This is a genomic window from Nocardia sp. NPDC049220 (genome assembly GCF_040647855.1).
In the GTDB taxonomy this organism is placed as follows: Bacteria; Actinomycetota; Actinomycetes; order Mycobacteriales; family Mycobacteriaceae; genus Nocardia.
Genome location: NZ_JBEZDA010000020.1, coordinates 1 through 22,859 on the forward strand (window position 1 = coordinate 1; position 22,859 = coordinate 22,859).

A 22,859-nucleotide genomic window follows, 5' to 3' on the forward strand; every position below is an offset into this window, starting at 1 on the left:
GTGTTGGATGAGTGGTTGCGGCCGGTGCCGGTGGGTGTGGTGGGGGAGTTGTATGTGTCGGGTGTGCAGTTGGCACGCGGATACATGAACCGACCGGCGGCAACGTCGGCGGCGTTCATAGCGAACCCCTTCGGAGCGACAGGGGCGCGCATGTACCGCACCGGCGACCTGGCACGCTGGACCACCGATCGCACCCTCGAATACCTCGGTCGTAGCGATTTCCAGGTGAAGATTCGTGGTCAGCGCATCGAACTCGGCGAGATCGAAACCGTCCTCGCCACACACCCGGGCGTAGCGCACGCGGTTGTCGCGTTGCAGCCCGACGAACGCGGAATAGACCGGCTCGTCGGCTACCTCGTCAGCGACGAGCAGTTGGATCCGAGCACCGTCCTGGCCACGGCACGGTTGCGATTGCCCGCGCACATGGTGCCCGACGTGGTGATGCAACTCGCCGAACTCCCGCTCACCACGACCGGCAAGCTCGATCGCCGGTCGTTTCCCGCGCCGGATGTCTCGGACGGCGGGGAGTGGATCGCACCGCGTACCGATGCCGAGCGGTCTGTCGCGGAAGTGTTCGAAAACGTCTTGGGCGTCGATAGAATCGGGGCAACCGACAGCTTCTTCGACCTCGGGGGCAACTCGCTGTCGGCTACCCGAGTGACTGCCCAGTTGAGCAGGGCACTCGGATTGCGCATCGGTGTCCGGGACCTGTTCGAAGCATCGACAGTTGCCGAACTCGCCACGCGTCTGGCCGATTTCGACCGGAATGTTCGGGCACCACTGGTACCCCGCGACCGTCCTGCGCTGGTGCCGCTTTCACCTGCGCAGCAGCGGATGTGGTTCCTCAATCAATTCGACACTTCGGTCGGCGCGTACAACATCCCGCTGGTGGTTCGGCTCAGGGGTGAACTGGACCTCGCTGCGCTGCGCCGCGCGTGCGGACTGGTCATCGGCCGGCACGAGTCACTGCGCACCAAGTTCCCGATGACCGACGGAATGCCGCATCAGGTCGCGGTAGCCGTCGAGGAGGTCGTGTCGGCACTGACTCCGGTCCGGGTCGAGGAAGCCCAACTGATGGAGCGTGCGACCGCCGCGGTCTCGGTGAGTTTCGATGTGACGCAGGCTCCTCCGGTGCGGATCGAGCTGTTCTCGCTCGATGCTCGGGATCATGTTCTGGTGATCGCCGTGCATCACATCTGTGCCGACGGACAATCGATGATGCCGCTCGCGCGGGATGTGGCAGCGGCGTATGAGGCCAGTAGGCGGGGGACAGCGCCGATATGGCCGGTCCTTCCGGTGCAGTACGCGGATTACTCGTTGTGGCAGCGCGAGATACTGGGCGATGAACACGATCCCGACTCGGTGATGTCCAGGCAGTTGCGATTCTGGAAGGACACCCTCGGCGGGCTGGCCGAACTGCTCGAATTGCCGGCCGACCTGCCGCGCCCGCCAGTGGCCTCCATGCGTGGTCGCGCTGTCGACTTCGAGGTTCCGGCTCAGGTGCGGGCGCGGATCGACACGGTCGCGCGTGCCGCGAACGCGACGACATTCATGGTCCTGCACGCTGCGATGAGCATCCTGCTGTCGAGGATGACCGGCGTCGACGACATCGCGATAGGCACACCGGTGGCCGGCCGTGGGGAGCGTGAACTCGACGATCTGGTCGGCATGTTTGTCAATACGGTCGTGTTGCGGTCGCGGGTGGCATCCCAGCAGCGTTTCGCCGAATTGCTCGACGCGACGCGCGAGACCGATCTGGCGGCGTTCGCGCACGCGGATGTTCCCTTCGAGCAGGTCGTAGAGACGCTGAACCCGCCACGGTCCACCGCCCACCTTCCGATCTACCAGGTGACGCTCGACGTCCAGAACTTGAGCAAGGCCGCGTTGCGGCTGCCGGGTCTCATCGTCGAGCCGGTGGAGAACGGCTTCGAGCAGGCGCAGGCGGACCTGGCGGTGAAGCTGGTCGAGCGGTTCGATGAGCAGGGGCGTTCAGCCGGCATGCTGGGTCGGCTGACGTTTGCCACCGACCTTTTCGTCGAGGAGTCGATGAGTCGGTTCGCGCAGGCGTTCGTGCGGATCCTGGAGGAGGTGACCGCGAATCCGGGGATAACTGTCGGCGACATCGACATCGTGGATCCAGTGCAGCGGCGCGAATTGCTGACCGCAGCTGGGGATCACGGCGTCGCAGTCGCGGACGCGACGCTCGCGGAGCTGTTCACTGCCCGGGCTGCTGCCCAGCCCGACGCGGTCGCGGTGACGGACGGCGAGTCTCAGCTGACCTACGCGGAGTTGGATCGTCGCGCAGCTGTGGTGGCCGCTCGGTTGACCGAGCATGGTGTTGGGCCGGAATCACTGGTGGCTGTGGCGTTGTCGCGGTCGACCGAGCTGATCGTGGGTCTGCTCGCCGTGGTGCGCGCGGGCGCGGGATATCTGCCGGTGGATGTGGCGTATCCGACGGAGCGATTGCGGTTCATCCTCGACGACGCAGCTCCGGCAGCCGTGTTGACGTCGACCGTTATGGCGTCGGCGCTGCCGGAGTGCGCGGCGCCGGTGCTGCTCGTCGAGGACTGTGCGGACGTCTTCGCTGGTAGTTCTGGCCCGGTGGGGTCGGGGGTGCGCCCAGACAACATCGCCTACGTGATCTATACGTCGGGTTCGACGGGCCGCCCCAAGGGGGTGGCAGTCAGCCATCGGGAAGTGGTCACATTGTTCAGCAATGCGGCCGAGCGATTCGACTTCGGCCCCGACGACGTGTGGACGATGTTCCATTCGTACGCCTTCGATTTCGCGGTGTGGGAAATGTGGGGAGCATTGCTGTCGGGCGGCAAGCTGGTCGTGGTCGACTTCGACACATCCAGGTCGCCGGAGGCGTTCGTGGACGTGGTCGCGCGAGAGCAGGTGACGGTGTTGAGCCAGACCCCGTCGGCGTTCTACGGGTTTGTCGATGCGGAGCGCGAATATCGGGAATCCGGGACTGCCGCTGATGCTCTCGCATTGCGGTATGTCGTCTTCGGCGGCGAGGCATTGGACGCGTCGCGATTGACCGGCTGGTTCGCGGCGCACGAGCCAGGGTCACCGCGATTGGTGAACATGTACGGAATTACTGAGACGACCGTGCATGTGACGTTCTCCGAGATCGATTCGGTGGGCGTGGCCGGGATCGGATCGCCGCTGCCAGGATTGCGGGTGTATGTGCTCGATGATCGACTGCACCCGGTACCGATCGGCGCCGCCGGGGAGATCTATGTGGCCGGTGAACAACTCTCGCGCGGCTACCTCGAAGCTCCGGCCTTGACCGCGGGCCGATTCGTAGCGAATCCGTTCGACCCGGATGGCGGTCGGTTGTATCGGTCGGGAGACCTCGGCCGGTGGCGGGCGTCGGCGAGCGGGCTGGGGTTGGTGTACGTCGGTCGCGCCGACGCGCAGGTGCAACTGCGCGGTTTCCGGATCGAGATGGGTGAGGTGGAGTCCGCGCTGTTGCGGCATCCGCGCGTGACCCAGGCCGCGGTAGCAGTGCACCGCCACGATCGTGGCGTAGACCAGCTGATCGGCTACGTCGTTGCCGTCGACGAGCAGCAGATCGATCCCGGCGAAATACGGGACGCCGCCGCTGAGGTGTTGACGAGCTATATGGTGCCGTCGGCGATCATGGTATTGCCCGAACTGCCGCTGACGGTGAACGGCAAGCTCGATCGGAAGGCATTGCCTGCGCCCGATTTCGACGTATCGGTGCACGAGTTCGTCGCCCCGCGAACGCACACCGAGAAGATGATCAGCGACGTCTACGAGCAGGTTCTGGGCGTCGAGCGGGTCGGAGCATCGGACGGGTTCTTCGACCTGGGCGGCAATTCACTGCTGGCGACGATGGTGGTGACCGAGCTGCGTTCTCGCGGTGTGACGATCGCGTTGCCGTGGATGTTCGATGATGCGACGCCGAAGGCGCTGGCCGCCCGGGCCGACGACGCGGAAGGTAGCTCTGGTCTGCAGGTGCTGCTTCCGCTGCGCGCGAGCGGAGCCAAGCCGGCGGTATTCGGTGTGCATCCCGCGGGCGGATTGGCGTGGTTCTACGGTGGCGTGGTCGAACATCTGCACAAGGATCGGCCGATGTACGGCTTGCAGGATCCCCATGTCGTCGCGGACGAACCGCGCGCGGAGTCCGTGGACGAGCTGGCTGAACGCTATGTGGCCGAGATTCGCCGAGTACAGCCGGCCGGACCCTATCACCTGCTCGGATGGTCGTTGGGCGGGGAGATCGCGCATGCCATGGCGGTTCGGCTCCAGCGGGATGGTGATTCGGTCGGAATGCTGGCCATGTTGGACAGTGGTGTCGGCTCTCCGGAGGAGTCGATGCGCACTACCGCAGACGAACCCGCGCCAGGAGAACTGATGGCCGACCTGCTCGGGGGCTGGCGAGAGCTGTTCGACCTCGAGGACGAGGTGACAGTGGACACCCACGAGCAAGCGTGGGCCGTCATACGTGAGCAGGTGACTCGAACTGGAATATTCACTCCCGAACAGGCCGACCGGGTGATGGAAAGCTTCGAGACCGCCGGCGACATCGCGCATGACTACCAACCGGGAGTCTTCGATGGCGATGTGGTGTTCTTCACCGCAGGAAAAGATCGCGCGGACCACGACGCCATCGCGCGGACATGGCGGCCGTATGTCACCGGCGATATCCACAACACGGTCGTCGAGGCGAATCACCTCGAGTTGGCGCACACGTTCGCGCTGGCCATCATCGGCCCGATCCTCGAGAGGTATATGGACTGATGTCGAAATAGTCCGATGCAATCATTGACATCCGTATCTGTGCTGGTCGCAGGCAGTCCTGCGGAGGACTGCCTGCGACTGCGCCACGCAACTGCATCCCCGCTGCCCGGTCACGACCCGACCTTTCATGGCGGTGAGGCTCCCGGCCCGAGATGGTGCCTACCGAAATCGGGCCTGGCGAGATCGACGTCTCGTGAGAAGGGGTTCCGGTAGTAACCGCCGAAAAACCAACGGATATGGCGTAGCCGCAGCGCGACCGCTGGTGAGGTCCGGTTCGGCCTGCGGTGGAGGCGGACTGCTGGTTGGCTTGGCTCCCAGCGCTATTGGTTGGTGTGGGAGGTCGGTTTCGTGGCGACGCGGGTGTTCGCGGATGAGGAGTTGGCGCGTCTGCGGGAGTTCCCGGAGATCGGCCGTGAGGAGCTGTTCCGGTTCTTCACGCTTTCGCCGGCGGATCTGGCGTTCGTCGATCCGGGGCGCGGGCGTGGTCCGGCTGATCGGCTCGGTATCGCGATCGCGTTGTGCACGTTGCCGTGGCTGGGGTTCGTGCCCGATCGCGTGGTGAGCGCCCCGCCGGTCGCGGTGGCCAGGTTGGCCGAGCAGCTGCGCCTCGACGGTAGCGAGATCCGTTCCTACGGCCGCCGCGCCCAGACCCGCACCGATCATCTGCGCCTGGTCGCGCAGTATCTGGGCTGGCGGGCGGCCGGTGCGCTCGAGGTCAAGGAGCTCGACGAGTTCCTGCTGGCGCGGGCGATGGAGCACGATTCCCCGACTCTGCTGTTCCGGTTGGGGTGTGAGTATCTGATCTCGGCGCGGGTGATCCGGCCCGGCCCGGTGAGCATGGTCGAGCGGATCGCTCATGCCCGTGAGCAGGCCCAGCGCGAGACCTATGACCGGCTGGTCCACGGGTTCACCCCGGCCCGCTGCGCCGAGCTCGACGCGCTGCTGGTCACCGATGCCTCGTTGGGGGTGTCGCGGTTGCGGTGGCTGGCGAGCGGGCCGGTGGAGGCGTCGGCGGCCGCGGTGCGCGGAGGTCGACAAGCTGGCGTTCCTGCGCGGGCTGGGCGCGGATCGCCTCGATATGTCGGTGCTCCCGGCCGAGCGGCGGCGGTTTCTGGCCACGATGGGGCGCCGGTTGACCCCGCAGGCGCTGGAACGCCGGGATCCGCAGCGGCGGTACCCGATCCTGCTGACCGTGCTGGCCCAGTCCGGTACCGACGTGCTCGACGAGGTCGTGGCGTTGTTCGATCAGGCGATCTCGGCGAAGTTCGGTGCCGCGGAGCGCCGGATGCAGCAGGAGCTGGCCGAGCGCGGCAAGACGGGGGAGGACCGCCAAGCGCTGCTCGACGACCTGCTGGCGATCGTCACCGACCCGGCGGTGGCCGATGAGGAGATCGGCGCGCTGATCCGCGGCGATGCGATCGGGTGGGAGCGCCTGCGGGCGGCGATCGCGCAGGCCAAACCCCGGTTGCCGCGTGATCACGGGCATCTGGCCGCGCTGGACTCCTCCTACAACTACCTGCGCCAGTTCACCCCCGCGGTGCTGTCGACGGTCGGTTTCGCCGGCGGGACCGCCGCGTCCGAGTTGCTGATCGCGGTGGCGATGCTGCGCGAGCTCAACGCGACCGGGCGCCGGAAGGTCTTCGAGGAGGCCCCGACCGGGTTCGTGCCCGCGAAGTGGCGTGGCTACCTCGATGCGGCGCGCAAGTCCGGCAGCGCGACGGCGTATCGGCACTACTGGGAGCTGTGCGTGCTGCTCGGGTTGCGCGATGGGCTGCGCAGCGGGGACGTGTACGTGCCGGGCTCGCGCCGCTACGCCGACCCGGCCGCCTACCTGCTCACCGGCGAGCAGTGGGAACCGCATCGGGGCGAGTTCTGCCGCCTGGTCGGGCGCTCGGCCGATCCAGGCATCGCCCTGGCCGCCGTGGTCGAGGAGCTGCATACCGCGGTGGGTGAGCTGGAGGCGGTGCTCGCCGAGGGCGAGGGCCCGGTGCGGCTGGACGGTGAGTCCGGGGAGCTGGTCATCTCGCCGTTGACCGCCGAGGATGTTCCGGCCGAGGCGGTCGCGCTCAAGGCGGAGCTGACCGAGATGTTGCCGTTCGCGCCGATCGTGTCGCTGCTGATCGAGCTGGACAAACGCACCGGCTACCTGGACTGCTTCACCCACGCCGGCGGCCAGGCGACCCGGACGCCGGAGCTGAAGCGCAACCTGATCGCGGTGCTGCTCGCGCACTCGACCAACCTCGGGTTGACCCGGATGGCCGAGGCCTGCGGCATCTCCTACGACATCCTGTCCTGGACCGACGAGTGGTATGTGCGCGAGGAGACGCTGCGCGCGGCCAACCTGGTGATCATCGGCTACCACCAGCGGCTCCCGCTGACCCCGGTGTTCGGCACCGGGACACTGTCGTCGAGCGATGGGCAGCGCTTCCCGACACGCGGGAAGTCCACGACCGCGCGGCCGATGAGCCGCTACTTCGCGAACGAGGGCCTGTCGACCTATACCCATGTCACCGACACCCACGCCACGTACGGCACCAAGATCATCGTCGCCACGCGCCGCGAAGCTCACTACGTGCTCGACGAGATCCTCGGCAACGCCACTGATCTGCCGATCACCGAACACGCCACCGACACCCACGGAGTCACCCTGGTCAACTTCGGCCTGTTCGACCTGCTCGGCATGCAGCTGTCCCCGCGGATCCGGGACCTGGGCCGCATCACCCTCTACCGGCCGGGCCCGCGCGGCACCGCCGAGGCCCGGTTCCCGCACGCGGGCCCGCTGCTGACCCGCAAGGCCAACCTCGATCTGATCGCCGGGCACTGGGACGACCTGCTCCGGCTGGCCGGGTCGTTGAAGTTCGGGCACGCCACCGCCTCCCTGCTGGTCGGCAAGCTCTCGGCGTCGGGGCGCCAGAACACGCTGGCCGCTGCCTTGAAGGAGTACGGGGCGCTGCGGCGCACGATCTACGCCGCGAAGTACCTGGCCGATCCGGGCTACCGGCGCAAGATCACCCGCCAGCTCAACAAGGGCGAATCCCTGCACGCGCTGCGCCGCGATCTGCTCTACGCCCACGAAGGCACGATCCGGGCCCGCCAGCTCGCCGACCAGACCGAGCAGGCGTGGTGTCTGACCTTGGCCACCAACGCCGTGATCGCCTGGACCACCGAGTACTACGGCCTCGCGGTCGCCCAGATGCGCCGGGCCGGCCACCGCATCGACGACGAGGTCCTGGCCCACATCTCCCCCGCGCACAGCGCCAACATCAACTTCTTCGGCGCGATCGAAGTCGACATCGACGCCGAACTCGCCGCGCTCGGCCCGACGGGCTACCGGCCGCTGCGGGTGCGCGACACCCTGTTCTGACCGGTCCCGGCGTTACCCCAGGGCCCGGTTCGTGCGCTCGCTGTCGAGCCATTCGGTGGTCGTCATGTCCGGGATCAGGTCCGCACAGGATCGTCCGTCCTGGGTCCAGTCGTGGTCCCAGGCTCGCGGGTAGTGCGGTCTGGCGACGTAGCCGAGGGCGTAGGGAGCGCCCTCGACGCCGATCCGCAGCTTGTCGGCGGGTGCTGCCCGCCCACTGGCGTCCGGAGTGCCAACTGATCACCCGCCACACCCGGCCAGTGGCGAGCCCGATATATGCAGAAGTTAGGACTTACTGCGTGCGAAAAGAATCGCTTGCTGAGCTTTCGCATCCGGGTCGAGCAGCATCTGGGCCTCGACCACGAATCCGGCATCGTGCAGCCAGGATGCCACCTGGTCCGGCTGACGGCGGTGGACATGGACCTTCATCGGGTGACCGCCGTAGCCCTCCGTCTTCAACAGCGACTCGTCGCCGACGTGAAACAGGAGTTGCAACGGTCCGCCGGGACGCAATGCTCGGTGGAAGCGCCCGAATACAGTCGGCACCTCGTCGTCTGGGATGTGGATCAACGACTGCCAGGCGAGCAGGCCGGCCACCGAAGTGACGGGCAGGTTCAGTTCCGTCATCGAGCCCACCTCGAACCGCAGGCCGGGGTGGTCGCGCCGGGCCACGTCGATCATCGCCGGGGAGAGGTCGATACCGAAGGCGTCGACACCGAGCTCATGCAGGTGGGCGGTGACTTCACCGGGGCCGCAGCCGACGTCCGCGACCGGTCCGCCTCCAGCGGTCCGCACGCTGTCGGCGAACAACGCCAGAGCCGCGCGGAGGTACTGGTGTCCGGCGAGGGCGCCGCGCACTTGGTCGGCATAGCTGACCGCGACCGTGTCATAAGAGGTTCGGGTGTCGGCCAACCAGTCATCCGTGGTCATGACCCGGCACGATATTCCATGATCGCGGCGGACTCTGCGCTACCCGGGAACGACGAAGGTGCCTCCACCCGGCCGGGTGGAGGCACCGGTAGGCAGGACGGCATTGCTCATTGCGCGGGCCCCGAGAGACCTTGGCCGACTCTGTCATCCGGTGGCGTGGGCATCGGTGACTGCGGCGAACGGCGGTACGCGTCTGGCCGTGACCGCTCAATGATTGCAGTGATACCCCGGATAACGGTCTGTTATCCGGGATATCGTGAGACCCGACCTGCGGCGGACCCATTCCGGCGCGTACACGAAGCGACCCCGTTATCCGGGGCAAGCAGAAACTGGGGAACCGATGGCCGCGAAGGTGACCCGGCTACGCACCGCCCCAACCCGCACCCTGCGCACCGCCGCCGAAGCATTCCTCGACACCATCGGCTCGGCGAACACCCGCCGCGCCTACGGCATCGCCATCGTCAAGACCGCCGACCAACTCGACGGCCGCGGCCCTGACAGGCTGATCGGCGCCAGCCGTGCCCTGGACTCGGTCACCGACGCCGAAGTCGGCGCCGCACTGGAAACCCTGTGGGGCAACGCGGCGGTGAACACCTGGAACGCGCGCCGCGCCGCGGTCGGCAAATGGCTCTCCTGGTGCGCCGAGCAAGGCTGGACCGCACCGAGCATCCCGGCCTCGGCCGGGCGGTCGACGCCGCCGGACTCCGACACCCCGGTCCGCTCGCGCACCGCGATCGACCGGCTCATCGCCCGCCGCGAGATCCACGTCCGGGAGAAGACACTGTGGCGGATGCTGTATGAAACCTGTGCCCGCGCAGAAGAACTGCTCCAGCTCAACATCGAAGACCTCGACCTCGCGGGCCGCACCGCGGCGGTGAAATCCAAGGGCGCCAAACCCCGCACCCGCCGACGAGGCGCCACCCACCACGAACACGTCCTCGAACACGTGTACTGGGACGCGGGCACCGCCCGCCTGCTTCCCCGGCTCATCCGCGACCGCACCCGCGGCCCCGTGTTCGTGACCCACCGCCGACCGGGGCCCGGCAAGTACCTCGCCGACCGCGACGTCTGTCCCGACACCAGCCTTGCCCGGCTGTCCTACGACCAGGCCCGCGACCTACTCGACGCCGCCACCACCCTCGACGGACCCGGAACCGGCTGGGACCTCCACGAACTACGCCACTCCGGCCTGACCCACCTCGGGGAATCCGGTGCCAGCCTCCTGGAACTGATGGCCAAGTCCCGACACCGCAAAGCCGAGAACCTGCGCCGCTACTTCAAACCATCCCCGCAAGCGATGCGCGACCTCACCGCACTACTCGGCCCAGACACCAATCGCCACTGACCAGCAGCTACGCCATATCCGTTGGTTTTTCGGCGGTTACTACCGGAACCCCGAGAAACAGCATCGACGAGACGGGTTGTCGTCGATCGCAATGGAATTGACCAGAAGGTAACGGTGCAAGTCACATTCAGCACTCCAGCAGCACTTCGTTATGTATCGAGCGCCCTCGTGCTTGGCTGCCGATGAGGTTGGTCGGTGTGCCGAAGGCTGAGTTGTCGGGGCGACGCCACGAACGCGGTGATCGTTTGGACCACCGAATATTACGGTTGGCGGTCGAGCAGTTACGGGAGGTGCTACTTACCGGCGTCCGGTCGCGACTACGCCTCGCCAGCTTCCGGAATCCGTTGCGCAACACACATATCGTCTCACTGCGCCCCGCCGATCGCGCCCTTCCGGTGGCTCATCCAGGTCATCCCCAACCCCGTTTACCAGCGGTTTCACGAACTTCGTTGGATTCTCGGCGATTACTACTGGAACCCCGTGATGCTGGCGCGTGGTGGAGCAGGTGTGTGATTACATGTGCCAATAGACGCCAGATTCCGCCAAATGTGCACGGGATGGGCGCACTGCCATCACTTTTGGAGCGATGGCGGAGGTAACGGCCAGATAGGTGTTGGCGAGCATGGCCAGAGTGATGTGGCGGTACCAGGCATCGTAGCGGCGGACCTGGTAATGGTCGAGTCCGACCTCGGTCTTCGCGGTCTCGAGGCAGTCTTCGATCGCCCAGTGGGCGCCGGCGACCCGGATCATTTCCTCGTCCTGGGTACCGGTGGGCCCACAGCAGAGGTAATAGACGACTTCCAGTTCGCCTGTGTTGCTCGGCCCGAGCGCGCGCCGTGCCAGCAACCATCGGCTCCACTGGACAGCAGTGGTCCCCGGGGAGGTCGGTAACGATGCCATCGCCCAGTCGAACATGCGCGGCCTTCCCGTTCCAGAGCTGCAGTCGAGCCGCCGCCATGATCGCGAAGGGGCCTGCGCGACAAGGTGGTCTGCCCGAATGCGGCCCGCGGTGAGCGGCATGATCTGGCTGTGTGGCACCGCGACGACATAACCAATGTGCCGCTGTTCGAGCCAGGACCGGAATTTGTACTCGCCGCCGTAGGCTTCGCCGGCGGTCACCCATCGCGCGGGCACCCCGGCGTCCAGCGCCCGTGCCAGCATCTGTTTGGCCAGCGTCGCTTCGGTAGCGAAGACGACCTCGTCCGGGACCGCGGCCCCGCGGCAGCGCTGCCGATCCTCGGTCCACGACTTTGGCAAATACAACTCCCGATCAATCAACGTTCGCCCGTTGCTGCTGGTGTACGCGCAGAACACACCGAGTTGACAGTTTTCGACCCGCCCGGCCGAACTGGAGTATCGACGTTGCACGCCAGCAGATTTCACGCCCTTCTTCGGGAATCCGGTCGAACCGACAACCAGAACAGCATCTCGATCGCCCAGATGCTCGACCGCATAGGCGCGCAGATCGTCACGCACCCCGTCGGCGTCCCAGGCGGCCTTGTTCAACAAGCGCTGCATCCCGTCCGGCGTTGAGTCACCAGCCGCTTCCGCCAAGGTCCAACCGTTCTTCCCCGCCAATGGCGCCAGCAAGCCCCGCACATACGCCCGCGCCCGCAACCGCGGCTCCGCCCGATAGAACCGGCCGTTCACCCGCCCGAACAAATCATCCAACCCAGCCACCCACACAGCCAGATCCTCATCCATCGACACAGCGAAACAACTTACCGCCCAACATAACGAAGTGCGGCTGGAGCAATCGACGCGATGTTGCTGCCGGCAACCGGACGTACGGCGCCGGCGCGGATCCCGTGGGCCCGTGCGCTTTCGAGGCGTCACCGATACTTGGGCAGCTCTGCGGCGGAGCCGCATTGTGCGATCTTCCGGTCGGCTCGATCGCGACTGTTCCTTCGTCTCGGCCGGCAGTTCGGACCGTGGAGTGCGTGTTCGCGGAGTGGTTTTGCGGCAGCGCCGATACGTGCAGTCCTTCGTGCGTTCGGCCGGTGAGCTGAGGGCTTCCTGGGTGGTGTTGGGCTTCACGCGCACCGGCTCGATCGAGGCGAAGGATCCTACCACCGCTACTCGACAGCACGGACTGCCTCATCAACCGGGCAGCGGATCCCAAGCGTCTGTATATTTTCCGGAGAAATATACTATTTATTGCGTACCTGCTGGTACCGCTGTAGCGTCCGTGCTCGAACGTCGCTGAAGGTCCCCTGATTCGTGGAGTTTGTATGCTAGAAATCGACCACTTCAGCTACGGCTGGCTAACACCTGCCATCGCCTACATCATGTCCGTCGTCGGTTCGCTGCTCGGGCTTCGCTGTGCCGCCCGGGCGGAATCGGGAAGCCGCGGTTGGCTTGTCGCCGCGGCAGTCGCCATCGGTGGCACCGGCATCTGGGTTATGCATTTCATCGCCATGCTCGGCTTCTCCATTCGCGGTGCATCTATTCGCTATGACGTGCCGGTCACGCTGGTCAGCGCGGTTCTCGCGATGGTGGTGGTGTGGGTCGGGCTGTATGTCGCAAATGAGACGGCATGGCGACCACTCGCCCTCCCCGCTGGTGGGGCGATTACCGGACTCGGAGTGGCTGGGATGCACTACGCGGGCATGTACGCGATGAATTCGGACGCCGTTATCGAGTACGACATTCGGGTCGTGGCACTGTCGGTCGTGATCGCGGTGGCCGCGGCGACTGCGGCGCTGTGGTTCGTTCTGCACGTGCGGGGCGTCATCGTCACTGTCTGCGCGGCATTGGTGATGGGGGTGGCGGTATGCGGGATGCACTACACCGGCATGTTCGCGATGCACGCACAGGCGCACGAGCACACGCACCTTCCCACGGGAGCAGGCGCTACAGAGGTGCTGACCCCGCTCATGGTCAGCGTCAGCATGATCACCATGCTGCTGCTCTTGCACATCGGCATCACCGATGTCGATGAGCGGCCCGTCGCCCCCGCCCGCGATCCGGAATCGGTCCCGTATTGGCCGACACGGAATTGAGCTGCGCCGCAGAGATTCTGGCGCTGCATGCCGCGGCAACGCATCGTCGGTGACATGTTCACCTCTGGTGACCCCGTCAGCCGCTGGTAGAGCGGCCCATGGAGCTGTCGGACCCCGCCCTGCCGCCGTCATTCGCCGCGGGGTGCCGCGAATTGTCGCCGGAGCGCATCACGGCTGCGTCGCCACAATGCGCTCGTCGGGCACGATCAGATCGCCGTCACACTGCGGGACTCGAGCTTCGGGGCGGACGTTGAACCACGCTGCGCGGTCGGTTTCGACTGGCGCGGGAGGAACGGTATCGGGGGCCATCGGGCACTCGTTTCGTTCGTTGCTCGCGGCGGAGATTGCTCACGAATCGCGACGGCGCGTGGTGCGATCGATGTTCACGAATTCGGGCATCACCGTCGGTTTATAGTGGAATTACGGGTGCGGGGCGAGGGGAGCGTGCCGATGTCTGACATGTCGAAAGTTGAGCTGTACGCGGCGATCCGTCGCGATCTTCACGCGGGTCTGTCCAAGCGGGCCATCGAGCGCAAATACGGCGTCGGGTGGCGCACGGTGGCCAGAGCGACCGAGTCCGTGTGGCCGGAGCCACGCAAAGAGTATCCGCCGAGACCGCAGAAACTGGATCCCTACAAGCCGTTCATCGACGACGTCTTGCGTGCTGACATGGATGTGCCTCGCGGGCAGCGGCACACGGCGACTCGGATCTATCAGCGCTTGCTCCAGGAGCGCGGCATGATGGACGTGTCGTATCAGCGAGTCAGCGCCTATGTGCGCGAACGCAGACCGCGGCTGCGAATGGAACAGATGCCTGCCCATCGTCGTGCCGAAGGACTCATCAAAGCTGCCGGGTTTCCTCGCCATAAGGCGTTGCGCGACTTCGATTTCGATGCCAACCGCAATATCGACCCTGCCGTGATCCGCACCCTCGCCGCATGCGACTGGGTCAAGGACGGGCTGCAGCTCTGCTTGATCGGCGACTCCGGCACCGGGAAATCCCATCTGCTCATCGGCCTGGGCATCGAAGCGGCGAAAGCTGGATATCGCGTCAGATACACACTCGCCGCCGTGCTGGCGAACAAGCTGATCGAAGCTGCCGATGGCAAGCGGCTCATCAGGACCATTGCGCGTTATGACAGCGCGGACCTACTCTGCATCGACGAACTCGGCTACACGGAACTGGATCGACGCGGCGCTGAATTGCTGTTCCAGGTCCTGACCGAACGTCAGGAGAGGAAGTCTGTCGCGATCGCCTCCAATCGCGACTTCTCCGGCTGGTCCAAAGCCTTTGCTGACGCTCGGCTCCGCGCTGCTGTCATCGACCAACTGACATTCGGCGGCACCATCATCGAGACCGGCACTCGAAGCTATCGACTAGCTCACACCAAGGGCACAGCATCCACCGAAAGACCCCACTGAACTGCCCGATCGCGGTCATTGTCGAAACTGCCGTCGATCCCGCCATGTCGAATTACTCGACAAGCATTTGCCGGCCACTCTTCTGGTTTGCCAGAGAGCACCTGTCGCGGTCTAACCACTTCGCTTCGCCGACGCGAATGAATTGGTGATCAACTGGAACGAAAACGCTGCCGAAATTGGTGATAATGCCGTCTTAGTTCATGAGAAAACGCCGTCGAAATTCGCGGTAAGATGCCGTTGAATTTCGCGCACAAAGGAACGATGTCGGTGTCGGATCCGCTCGGACTCGCGGAATTGGTCCGAGGATTCCATTGCGCTCTGGCTTTCCTGCGATGTATCTTGGCGGATAGGTCGGATTCGATCAAATTTGCTAGGGGGAAATGAAGTAATCTGAATTATGGGCGAGTCGCAAAAGCGCTCGGCGACAGCCTTCTCGCTCGAAATCCCGCCACCGGCAACGTGAGTTGTATTACCGGCCACACGCAAACGCTATCGGCAATATCGCGCATAGCGGCGGCATACGCGGTGTATGGCGTGGCCGTGCGGGCTGACACTGCCGAAAACACCTCGGAATAACTACGTCCCGTCAGCGTGCCTCCCGCCGAACTGCACCGGCGAACGGTCGGCTGCCTCAGCACATATGAGCCGGGACTTCATCGGACAACCACCGTCATGCTCGGCGGCGCCTACGGCCGCCGGCCTCGGTTGGTGATGTCCGCTCACCACATCAACAAGGAAGACATCATCATGCCTATCTCTCCCTCCCAGGGATCGACCGCAGGCGGGACCGCCGTCACTATCACCGGCACAAACCTCGGCGGTGCCACGGCCGTGCGTTTCGGCGCCAAACTGGCCACCATTACGGCAAATACACCTACCTCGGTCACAGTGACCTCTCCGTCCGGAACAGGCACAGTCGGCGTGACCGTGACGACCGCAGGCGGGACCAGCAACCCGCTGTCGTTCTTCTATGTCGGCCCGCCGTTCAAGGCGACCCTGTCACCGGTTTCGGGTGTCACCGCAGGCGGAAACACGGTCACGATCACCGGAACCGGCCTGTCGACTGCGACCGCGGTCGACTTCGGCGGCAACTCCGCGACCCCGACCGTAGTCAGTGACAGCGTGCTGACCGTCGCCGTGCCGGCCGGCGCGGCGGAGGGGTCGGTGAGCGTGAGCATCACGACCGCGGGCGGCACCAGCAACGGCCTGTCCTACACCTACGTCGGCGCGCCAACCCTCGGCACTCCGACCCCCGCCGCCGGTCCGACTTCCGGTGGTACCGGGGTCACGATCCCCGGTACCGGCCTGACAACCACCCAGTCGGTGACGTTCGACGGCGTTGCGGCGCCGTTCTCCGTCAACTCCGACACGGAGGTCGTGGCCGTCACCCCGCCGGGAACCGCTGGTGCCGTTGACGTCGTGGTCACTACGACAGGGGGAAGCGCTACGGCTGCTGACGCCTTCACCTACGTCGCCGGACCTGGCATCTGACCGGGCTGCCACACCGCGCCGGCCCCGGGCAGGTGCTCGTTACTGCTCGAGGCCGGCATCCCCCACAAACACACGATCTGTGCCCGACGGTCGGACCGGGTTCGGACCTACTCTCGAAGGAACGTATTCGTGAACCGTCACCCGCAATCGTCGACGCCGTCCGGTGGGCAACTGCAGGTCCTGGTAGTCCCGACCATCACTTCCGTGTCGCCGGCCGCAGGGCCGCCTTCGGGAAACAACAGTGTCACGCTGACCGGGACCGGATTCGTCAATGTCCTCACGGTCCGATTCGGAACGGTGGCGACCACTTTCACGGTCGACTCGAACACGCAGATCACGGCCATTGTCCCTCCCGGGACAGGTACGGTGCAGGTCACCGTCGCGACTACGGGCGGGGCGAGTAACGGCGTTGCCTACACCTATGTCGGGGTTTCGACGTTGACCGGTGTGAGCCCCTCGCAGGGGCCTACGTCGGGTGGGACGAGTGTCACGCTGACCGGCACCAACCTGACCGGCGCTACGGCGGTGAGTTTCGGTGCCACGGCGGCGACTTCCTTCACGGTGAATTCGGCTACCCAGATCACCGCGGTCGCTCCGGCCGGAACGGGCTCCGTACAGGTGAAAGTCGTTGGTCCGGGTGGCACGAGCAATGGGGTTTTCTACACGTATGTTGCGGTTCCTGTTCTGGTTTCGGTCAGTCCCAATCAAGGGCCTGCCTCGGGGAACAACAGTGTCACGCTGACCGGTACCGGGTTCACCGGCGCCATCACGGTGCGATTCGGGTCGGTGTCGACGTCGTTCACCGTGGACTCCGCTACCCAGATCACGGCGATCGCTCCAGCCGGGACAGGAACGGCTCAGGTCACCGTTACCACCGCGGGTGGCACCAGCAACGGCGTTGCCTACACCTATGTCGGGGTTTCGACGTTGACCGGTGTGAGCCCCTCGCAGGGGCCTACGTCGGGTGGGACGAGTGTCACGCTGACCGGCACCAACCTGACCGACGCTACGGCGGTGAGTTTCGGTGCCACGGCGGCGACTTCCTTCACGGTGAACTCGGCTACCCAGATCACCGCGGTCGCTCCGGCCGGAACGGGTGCAGTGCAAGTAACAGTCACCACAGTGGGTGGTACCAGCAACGGGGTCTCCTACACCTATGTCGCGATTCCGATTTTGACGTCGGTCAGTCCGATTGCAGGTCCGGTGGCTGGGGGCACCACGGTCACCCTCGCCGGGATGGGCCTTGCGGCCACGACAGCGGTGTCGTTCGGCAGCGCTGCGGCGATCTCGTTCACGGTCGTCTCGGATACCCACGTCACGGCAGTTGCGCCGGGAGGGACGGGGATAGTGCAGGTCACTGTCACCACGGCCGGTGGAACCAGCAACGGTGTTCCCTACACCTTTCTCGCGGGTCCTTCCTTGAATGGTGTGAGTCCTGATCAAGGCCCCAGCGCCGGTGGCACGAGTGTCACGCTGACCGGTACCAACCTGACCGGTGCTACGGCGGTGTCTTTCGATACCACGGCGGCGATCTCGTTCACGGTGGATTCGGCTACGCAGATCACGGCTGTCGCGCCGACCGGCACGTGCACGGTGCAGATCACCGTCACCACGGCGGGCGGCGCCAGCAACGGTGTTCGTTACTCGTACGTCGCGGTCCCTGCCCTGATCGTCGTCAGTCCGATGTCAGGTCCTGCGGTCGGGGGCAATACAGTCACCCTCGCCGGCACCAACCTCACACGAGTCACTGCGGTTACCTTCGGTGCCATAGTGGCAGCCTCTTTCACGGTCGTCTCCGACACACAGATCACGGTGGTCGCACCTGCCGGGGCCGGTCAGGTGCCGGTCACTGTCACCACCAGCGGTGGCACCAGCGATAGCGTGTTCTACAGCTACATCGAGGCAGCCACTCTGGGAACGCCGACCCCCGCCGTCGGCCCGACGTCCGGCGGCACTTCGGTCACGATCCCCGGTATCGATCTGACGACCGCCCAGTCGGTCGAGTTCGGTGGTGTCGTGGCGCCGTTCGCCGTAATCTCCCACACGGTGGTTGTCGCGGTCACCCCGCCGGGAACCGCCGGTGCCGTTGACGTCGTGGTCCGCACTACCGGGGGAGGTGCCGCCGCGGCCAGTGCGTTCACCTATGTCGCCGGGCCCGACATATGAGCGGGGGGGACGACGCTCGGCCGCCGAATAATGCACTCGCGCAACGGGCAACCACTACTCCTGGCCGGGCGTCGGTTCGGCAGCACTCACCACAATCAACCCGGACTACCCTCCGCCCCGCGCGCAGGTAGAGATTCCGGCCCGCCCGCCAAGGAGCTTCTCGTGACCATCGCTTCCCTCTCCCCGTCATCAGGTCCGATGGCCGGGGGTACCTCAGTCGTCCTTATCGGCACCGGCTTCGCCGGGACCACTGCGGTGCGGTTCGGCACCACTCCGGCAATGTCCTTTACCGTCGACTCCGCAACATCGATCACAGCCGTGGCTCCTGCGGGGATCGCGGGGACTGTCGACATCATCGTCATCTCCCCGGGCGGCACAAGCATTCTGGGCAACTCCTACTTTTTCCGAAACGCTCCGGTGCTCACCGCTGTTACCCCTGACTCGGGTCCACTGTCGGGCGGGAACACCGTCACTGTGACCGGCGCGCACCTCCTAGAGGCCACTTCGCTGCGTTTCGGGTCAACCGCTGCCGGCGGGTTCACCGTGGTTTCGGATACCCGAATTACTGCCATAGCCCCGACCGGAACAGTAGGAACGGTTGGTATCACTGTCACCACCGCTGGTGGGACGAGTGATGGATATCCGTACACCTACCAGGCGGCGCCGATCATTACGAGTCTTGATCCGGCTCAGGGAGCCACTTCCAGTGGAAACGCGGTCACCGTCACCGGAGCCAACCTGGTGTCGACGCGCGCAGTGCTGTTCGGCACGGCACCCGCATCGTTCACCGTCACTTCCGACAGCAAGATCATTGCTTACGCTCCGCCCGGAGTTGCTGGTCCGGTCGATGTCACTGCAAGTACACCAGGCGGGACCAGTGCCCCGAGAATCTATACCCGAGTTCTCCGGCCTGCCATCTGATTCAGGAGGCGACGTGACGACCCGTGGTCGAAACTACCCGGTGCCTCAGTTGTCATTCCGATGACTTTTCGCGATGTGCGGACACCGTCGAAATTTCGTCATGCTCGAAAGGATGCTCGATATCGCTCGCCTCGACGCCGATATGCGCGATCTGCGGAGAAGCTTTCGATGCCACGAGAACGGGGGACGGAGGAAGAGTTGGACGACACGGCTGTCACCGATAGTGATACCCGCCGTGCGGTATGCCTCGCTATTCCCGACGCGCTGATCCGGGATGTAACACACAATTCAACAGGATCACGTGATGACCAAGATCAAGAATCTGAACCCGGTTCCGATGGCCGACATCGGTGGCTCGGATCTATTCATCCCCTTCCGCCTGCCGAGCGGTGACATCGGGTTCGTCGCCGGTGACACCTTTTCTGGCACCGAGCCCGCGGTGGGTGGACCGAACTGGCGCTCGCCCATGCTGCTGCGAAGCAACACCCATGATCTGAGCAGACCAATCGAGTTCCAGTCGGTCGCACGAGGCGCGCGCCAACTGTGGGATTACGTCCACGACAACCCGGAGTTCTCCACGGTATTGCCCTGTGACGCGATAAGCATCGGCAACCGGATCTATCTGTGGGTCATGGTAACCCAGGGGCTTGGCAACGAAAGATGGTGTGAGATCCACTATTCCGATGACAACGGGGACAGTTGGACCGACACCGATATCCGGTGGTCGACCAGCATGTTCGGTGGCAAACGCACCATGATTTCGTGGGATCGCGGTGGTGACGGCTACGTGTACATCATTTCCACCGGAGGACTCGCGCGCAACAAGAACATGCTCCTGTGGCGGGTACGCGAAAATCATGCCGACCTCACCAACCCGGCCGCCTGGCAGGGGTGGGGCTGGAATGGGCAGAACTGGGGCTGGGGCCGAGATCCGGGCGGTGACCCACGACTGGGCATCTTGGCAGACGGGACCAGGCTGGGTGAAATAGGTCTTCGCCGGATCCAGGGCAACTGGGTGATGTCCGGTTTCGACGCCGGCGCTTATGGCGCCTTCGTCAAGGTGGCGGGGAACATCACTGACAACTGGCGGACAGCGAGAACGTACCGGCCGGTGAAAGGGTCGCCGTGGGTCCTCGGCGGACCGGATATCGTGCCCCGCCTGTACGGCTGTTATATCCACCCGGACAGCAGGTTCGACGGCGCGTTCGGCATGATCGTGAGCGAGTGGGCGGAGTCCGGTAATCCCTATCGCGCAATGCAATTTCGCATCTTCGGCATCCAGGCCGCGGTCCGGATCACCTAGTTACCGGGGTACGCCTCGAGCCTGAGCCGCCGCTGGATACCGCTCAGGGAGACGCTCTGAACTGCGGCGAATGGTCGGAATCCGCTCGGGGCGGATCCATCCTGCCTGCCGTCATGGGACGAATTCGCGGTGATCGGCTAGCGTGGTGGGGCACTGTGTTTCGCGGGGGAGGAGATCTATGCCACCGAATCCGAACATTCTGCGTCTGTCGGCGCTGATGGGGGAGCCGTTCGCGGACACCTTCGCCCGAGTCCGTGAATACAATCGAGCGAACCCGACCGAGACATTCGATCAGACTGCGCGTCGGCTTGTGTCCTACGCCGAGCGGGTCGTGCAGAACGCCGACTGACCGGGCCGTGGGAGCGGCGGTTCGCGCTGCGTGGAACGGCGGTTCGCCGCCCCACCAGTCCTGCCATCGTGATTGGTCCACGGGCCGCGCTGTGGTCCGAACTTGTTGCGCCCCATAATCTCGGCCCGAACTCTGCGACGAGTTCGGGGCCGAGCTGCGTGAACGACTTCTCGGCATCCACCGCCCGGTGACCGGCGAACCCACCGCGAAGCGTCTGACCTCCGCCTACGATGCGGCGGCCACCGAGCAACCAGCTGAACCAACGGTTCACCGCACTCGCTTCCAGCGCGATCGACGTGCGCGACCTACGCGGTGAAAGGCGTTGCGCGAAAGGCAATGCGATGCACAGATCGATCATCGACAAGCTCGACGAAGACGGCCGAGATCGTTGTCCCGTGCCATTGACAATCGCCCGGACCCCACTTATGTTGACCGCTTCGGCACAAGTGTTGATCATCACTGTTCGGGCGGCAAGGGGCCATGAATGTCGGCATCTGGTCTGACGCGCAGATCCCTTCTCCACGCGGTGGGGATCAGCGCAACCGCACTGACCGCCGCGGCCTGCACCGGGTTCGCCACCAGCGGAAGCGGCGGCATGATCTTCCTGTCCACGCAGTTCCGGCCCGCCGACGAGGCCGAGCGCTTTCGCCATCTTCTCGCAGGGACCGCCCCGGGTGTCAGTTACGTGACCATCGAGGACAGCCCGTTCGCGAGCCAGGTGCGCAGCCAGGTCGGCGCGGGCTCGACGCAGATCGGCCTGCTCGGTGGCCTGCACGGCGACCTTGCGCCGTTGGCCGGAGGCTACCTCGAAGACCTCACCGGACTGTTCGCCGACCTCGGCGACCGTGGTTGGTCCGCGGACTATCTGCAGCTGGCGAAGGCCGGTACCGACCGCACGTGGTACATCCCGTGGGCCACGGCGAGTTACGTCCTCGCAGCGCACGCCGATGCGCTGGAGCACCTGCCTTCCGGCGTCGACGCCACCTCGCTCACCTACGATCAGTTTCTCGACTGGGCCATCGCCGCTCGCCGCGCCAATGGCAACCGCCCGGTACTCGGCCTGCCCGCGGGCCCCAAAGGGTTGCTGCACCGCTTCACGCAGGGCTACTTGCTGCCGTCGTTCACCGGCGGCCAGATCACTACGTTTCGTTCGAACGAGGCCGTGACGGCATGGCAGTACTTCCGGGAGCTGTGGGCCAACTGCGCGCCGTCGAGCACGACCTACGATTTCATGCAGGAGCCGCTCGACAGTGGTGAGGTGCGCGTGGCATGGGATCACGTCGTGCGACTGGTGCACGCGCCCGAACGTGACCCCCAGAACTGGCGCATGCTGCCCGCGCCGCGCGGCGAGCACGGGCTTGGCTACATGGCCGTGCTCGCGGGTCTCGCAATACCGCGGGGCAGTACCGATCCCGACCTCGCGCAGCGGACGATCAATGCGTTCACGCGTCCCGACACACAGACCGCACTGCTGCGCTCCAACGGATTCTTCCCCGTCGTCGACGCGAAGATCCCGGACGACCTTCCGCCTGCCGTCGGGCTCGAGGCCGATGCCGTGCGCCGACAGCAGCAAGCACCGGACGCCATACTCTCGCTGCCGCCGGTCGGCCTCGGCCAGCGGGAGGGCGAGGTGAGCAAGGTGTTCCAGGACAGCTTCCGTTCGATCGTGCTCGGCGGAGCCGACATTCGATCCACTGTGGACCAGCAGGCGCGGGTGCTGAAGGGCATTCTCGACGATCTGAAGGTGCCGTGCTGGGCTCCCGACCCGGCCGCGGCGATGTGCAGGGTGGAGTAGA

12 protein-coding genes and 2 pseudogenes are annotated in these 22,859 nt (G+C 65.3%); 11 read left to right on the forward strand and 3 right to left on the reverse strand.

Annotation, left to right across the window (positions count from 1 at the left end; genetic code table 11):
- The first annotated feature begins 150 nt into the window (after nt 1-150).
- Nucleotides 151-4,773: an amino acid adenylation domain-containing protein gene (locus AB0C34_RS27770; RefSeq protein WP_357079108.1), complete on the forward strand. Its 4,623-nt coding sequence runs from the start codon at nt 151-153 to the stop codon at nt 4,771-4,773.
- A 348-nt stretch (nt 4,774-5,121) separates the two neighbouring features.
- Nucleotides 5,122-8,137, forward strand: a pseudogene (locus AB0C34_RS27775) (Tn3 family transposase).
- A 282-nt stretch (nt 8,138-8,419) separates the two neighbouring features.
- Here AB0C34_RS27775 and AB0C34_RS27780 read toward each other — a convergent pair.
- Entirely contained in the window at nt 8,420-9,064 is a 645-nt protein-coding gene (locus AB0C34_RS27780; protein WP_357079111.1) for a class I SAM-dependent methyltransferase, read from the reverse strand.
- A 340-nt stretch (nt 9,065-9,404) separates the two neighbouring features.
- On the opposite strand from AB0C34_RS27780, the gene AB0C34_RS27785 reads away from it, so the two are divergent.
- Nucleotides 9,405-10,409, forward strand: coding sequence for a site-specific integrase (locus AB0C34_RS27785; protein ID WP_357079114.1), 1,005 nt, complete (start codon nt 9,405-9,407; stop codon nt 10,407-10,409).
- 513 nt (nt 10,410-10,922) lie between these two features.
- On the opposite strand, the gene AB0C34_RS27790 is transcribed toward AB0C34_RS27785, so the two are convergent.
- On the reverse strand, nt 10,923-12,113 hold the full coding sequence (locus tag AB0C34_RS27790) for an IS701 family transposase (protein ID WP_357079117.1): 1,191 nt from the start codon (nt 12,111-12,113) through the stop codon (nt 10,923-10,925).
- Between the two features lie 527 nt (nt 12,114-12,640).
- On the opposite strand from AB0C34_RS27790, the gene AB0C34_RS27795 reads away from it, so the two are divergent.
- The 7 genes from AB0C34_RS27795 to AB0C34_RS27825 all read left to right on the forward strand — a co-directional run bounded on the left by AB0C34_RS27795 (nt 12,641) and on the right by AB0C34_RS27825 (nt 21,063).
- Entirely contained in the window at nt 12,641-13,411 is a 771-nt protein-coding gene (locus AB0C34_RS27795; protein ID WP_357079120.1) for an MHYT domain-containing protein, read from the forward strand.
- A gap of 720 nt (nt 13,412-14,131) precedes the next feature.
- The gene (gene istB, locus AB0C34_RS27800) at nt 14,132-14,833 is read left to right on the forward strand and encodes an IS21-like element helper ATPase IstB (protein WP_357079123.1); all 702 of its coding nucleotides are present in this window, start codon (nt 14,132-14,134) and stop codon (nt 14,831-14,833) included.
- A 747-nt stretch (nt 14,834-15,580) separates the two neighbouring features.
- Complete coding sequence (locus tag AB0C34_RS27805) at nt 15,581-16,324, forward strand: IPT/TIG domain-containing protein (RefSeq protein WP_357079126.1); 744 nt, start codon at nt 15,581-15,583, stop codon at nt 16,322-16,324.
- A 129-nt stretch (nt 16,325-16,453) separates the two neighbouring features.
- Entirely contained in the window at nt 16,454-18,490 is a 2,037-nt protein-coding gene (locus AB0C34_RS27810; RefSeq protein ID WP_357079129.1) for an IPT/TIG domain-containing protein, read from the forward strand.
- A gap of 162 nt (nt 18,491-18,652) precedes the next feature.
- Entirely contained in the window at nt 18,653-19,411 is a 759-nt protein-coding gene (locus AB0C34_RS27815; protein WP_357079131.1) for an IPT/TIG domain-containing protein, read from the forward strand.
- A gap of 304 nt (nt 19,412-19,715) precedes the next feature.
- The gene (locus AB0C34_RS27820) at nt 19,716-20,714 is read left to right on the forward strand and encodes a DUF4185 domain-containing protein (RefSeq protein ID WP_357079134.1); all 999 of its coding nucleotides are present in this window, start codon (nt 19,716-19,718) and stop codon (nt 20,712-20,714) included.
- A 178-nt stretch (nt 20,715-20,892) separates the two neighbouring features.
- Nucleotides 20,893-21,063, forward strand: coding sequence for a hypothetical protein (locus AB0C34_RS27825; protein WP_357079294.1), 171 nt, complete (start codon nt 20,893-20,895; stop codon nt 21,061-21,063).
- Between the two features lie 33 nt (nt 21,064-21,096).
- On the opposite strand, the pseudogene AB0C34_RS27830 reads toward AB0C34_RS27825, so the two are convergent.
- A pseudogene (locus AB0C34_RS27830) lies at nt 21,097-21,200 on the reverse strand (deaminase); the annotation flags it as partial.
- A 347-nt stretch (nt 21,201-21,547) separates the two neighbouring features.
- Here AB0C34_RS27830 and AB0C34_RS27835 point away from each other — a divergent pair.
- A complete protein-coding gene (locus AB0C34_RS27835; protein WP_357079137.1) occupies nt 21,548-22,858 on the forward strand; it encodes an ABC transporter substrate-binding protein in 1,311 nt (436 codons plus the stop codon).
- Nucleotide 22,859 lies beyond the last annotated feature (1 nt).

Coding starts and splice junctions, on each gene's coding strand:
- AB0C34_RS27770 (WP_357079108.1), top strand. CDS start 151: ATGTACCGCACCGGCGACCTGGCACGCTGGACCACCGATCGCACCCTC.
- AB0C34_RS27780 (WP_357079111.1), bottom strand. CDS start 9,064: ATGACCACGGATGACTGGTTGGCCGACACCCGAACCTCTTATGACACG.
- AB0C34_RS27785 (WP_357079114.1), top strand. CDS start 9,405: ATGGCCGCGAAGGTGACCCGGCTACGCACCGCCCCAACCCGCACCCTG.
- AB0C34_RS27790 (WP_357079117.1), bottom strand. CDS start 12,113: ATGGATGAGGATCTGGCTGTGTGGGTGGCTGGGTTGGATGATTTGTTC.
- AB0C34_RS27795 (WP_357079120.1), top strand. CDS start 12,641: ATGCTAGAAATCGACCACTTCAGCTACGGCTGGCTAACACCTGCCATC.
- AB0C34_RS27805 (WP_357079126.1), top strand. CDS start 15,581: ATGCCTATCTCTCCCTCCCAGGGATCGACCGCAGGCGGGACCGCCGTC.
- AB0C34_RS27820 (WP_357079134.1), top strand. CDS start 19,716: ATGACCAAGATCAAGAATCTGAACCCGGTTCCGATGGCCGACATCGGT.
- AB0C34_RS27825 (WP_357079294.1), top strand. CDS start 20,893: ATGCCACCGAATCCGAACATTCTGCGTCTGTCGGCGCTGATGGGGGAG.
- AB0C34_RS27835 (WP_357079137.1), top strand. CDS start 21,548: ATGTCGGCATCTGGTCTGACGCGCAGATCCCTTCTCCACGCGGTGGGG.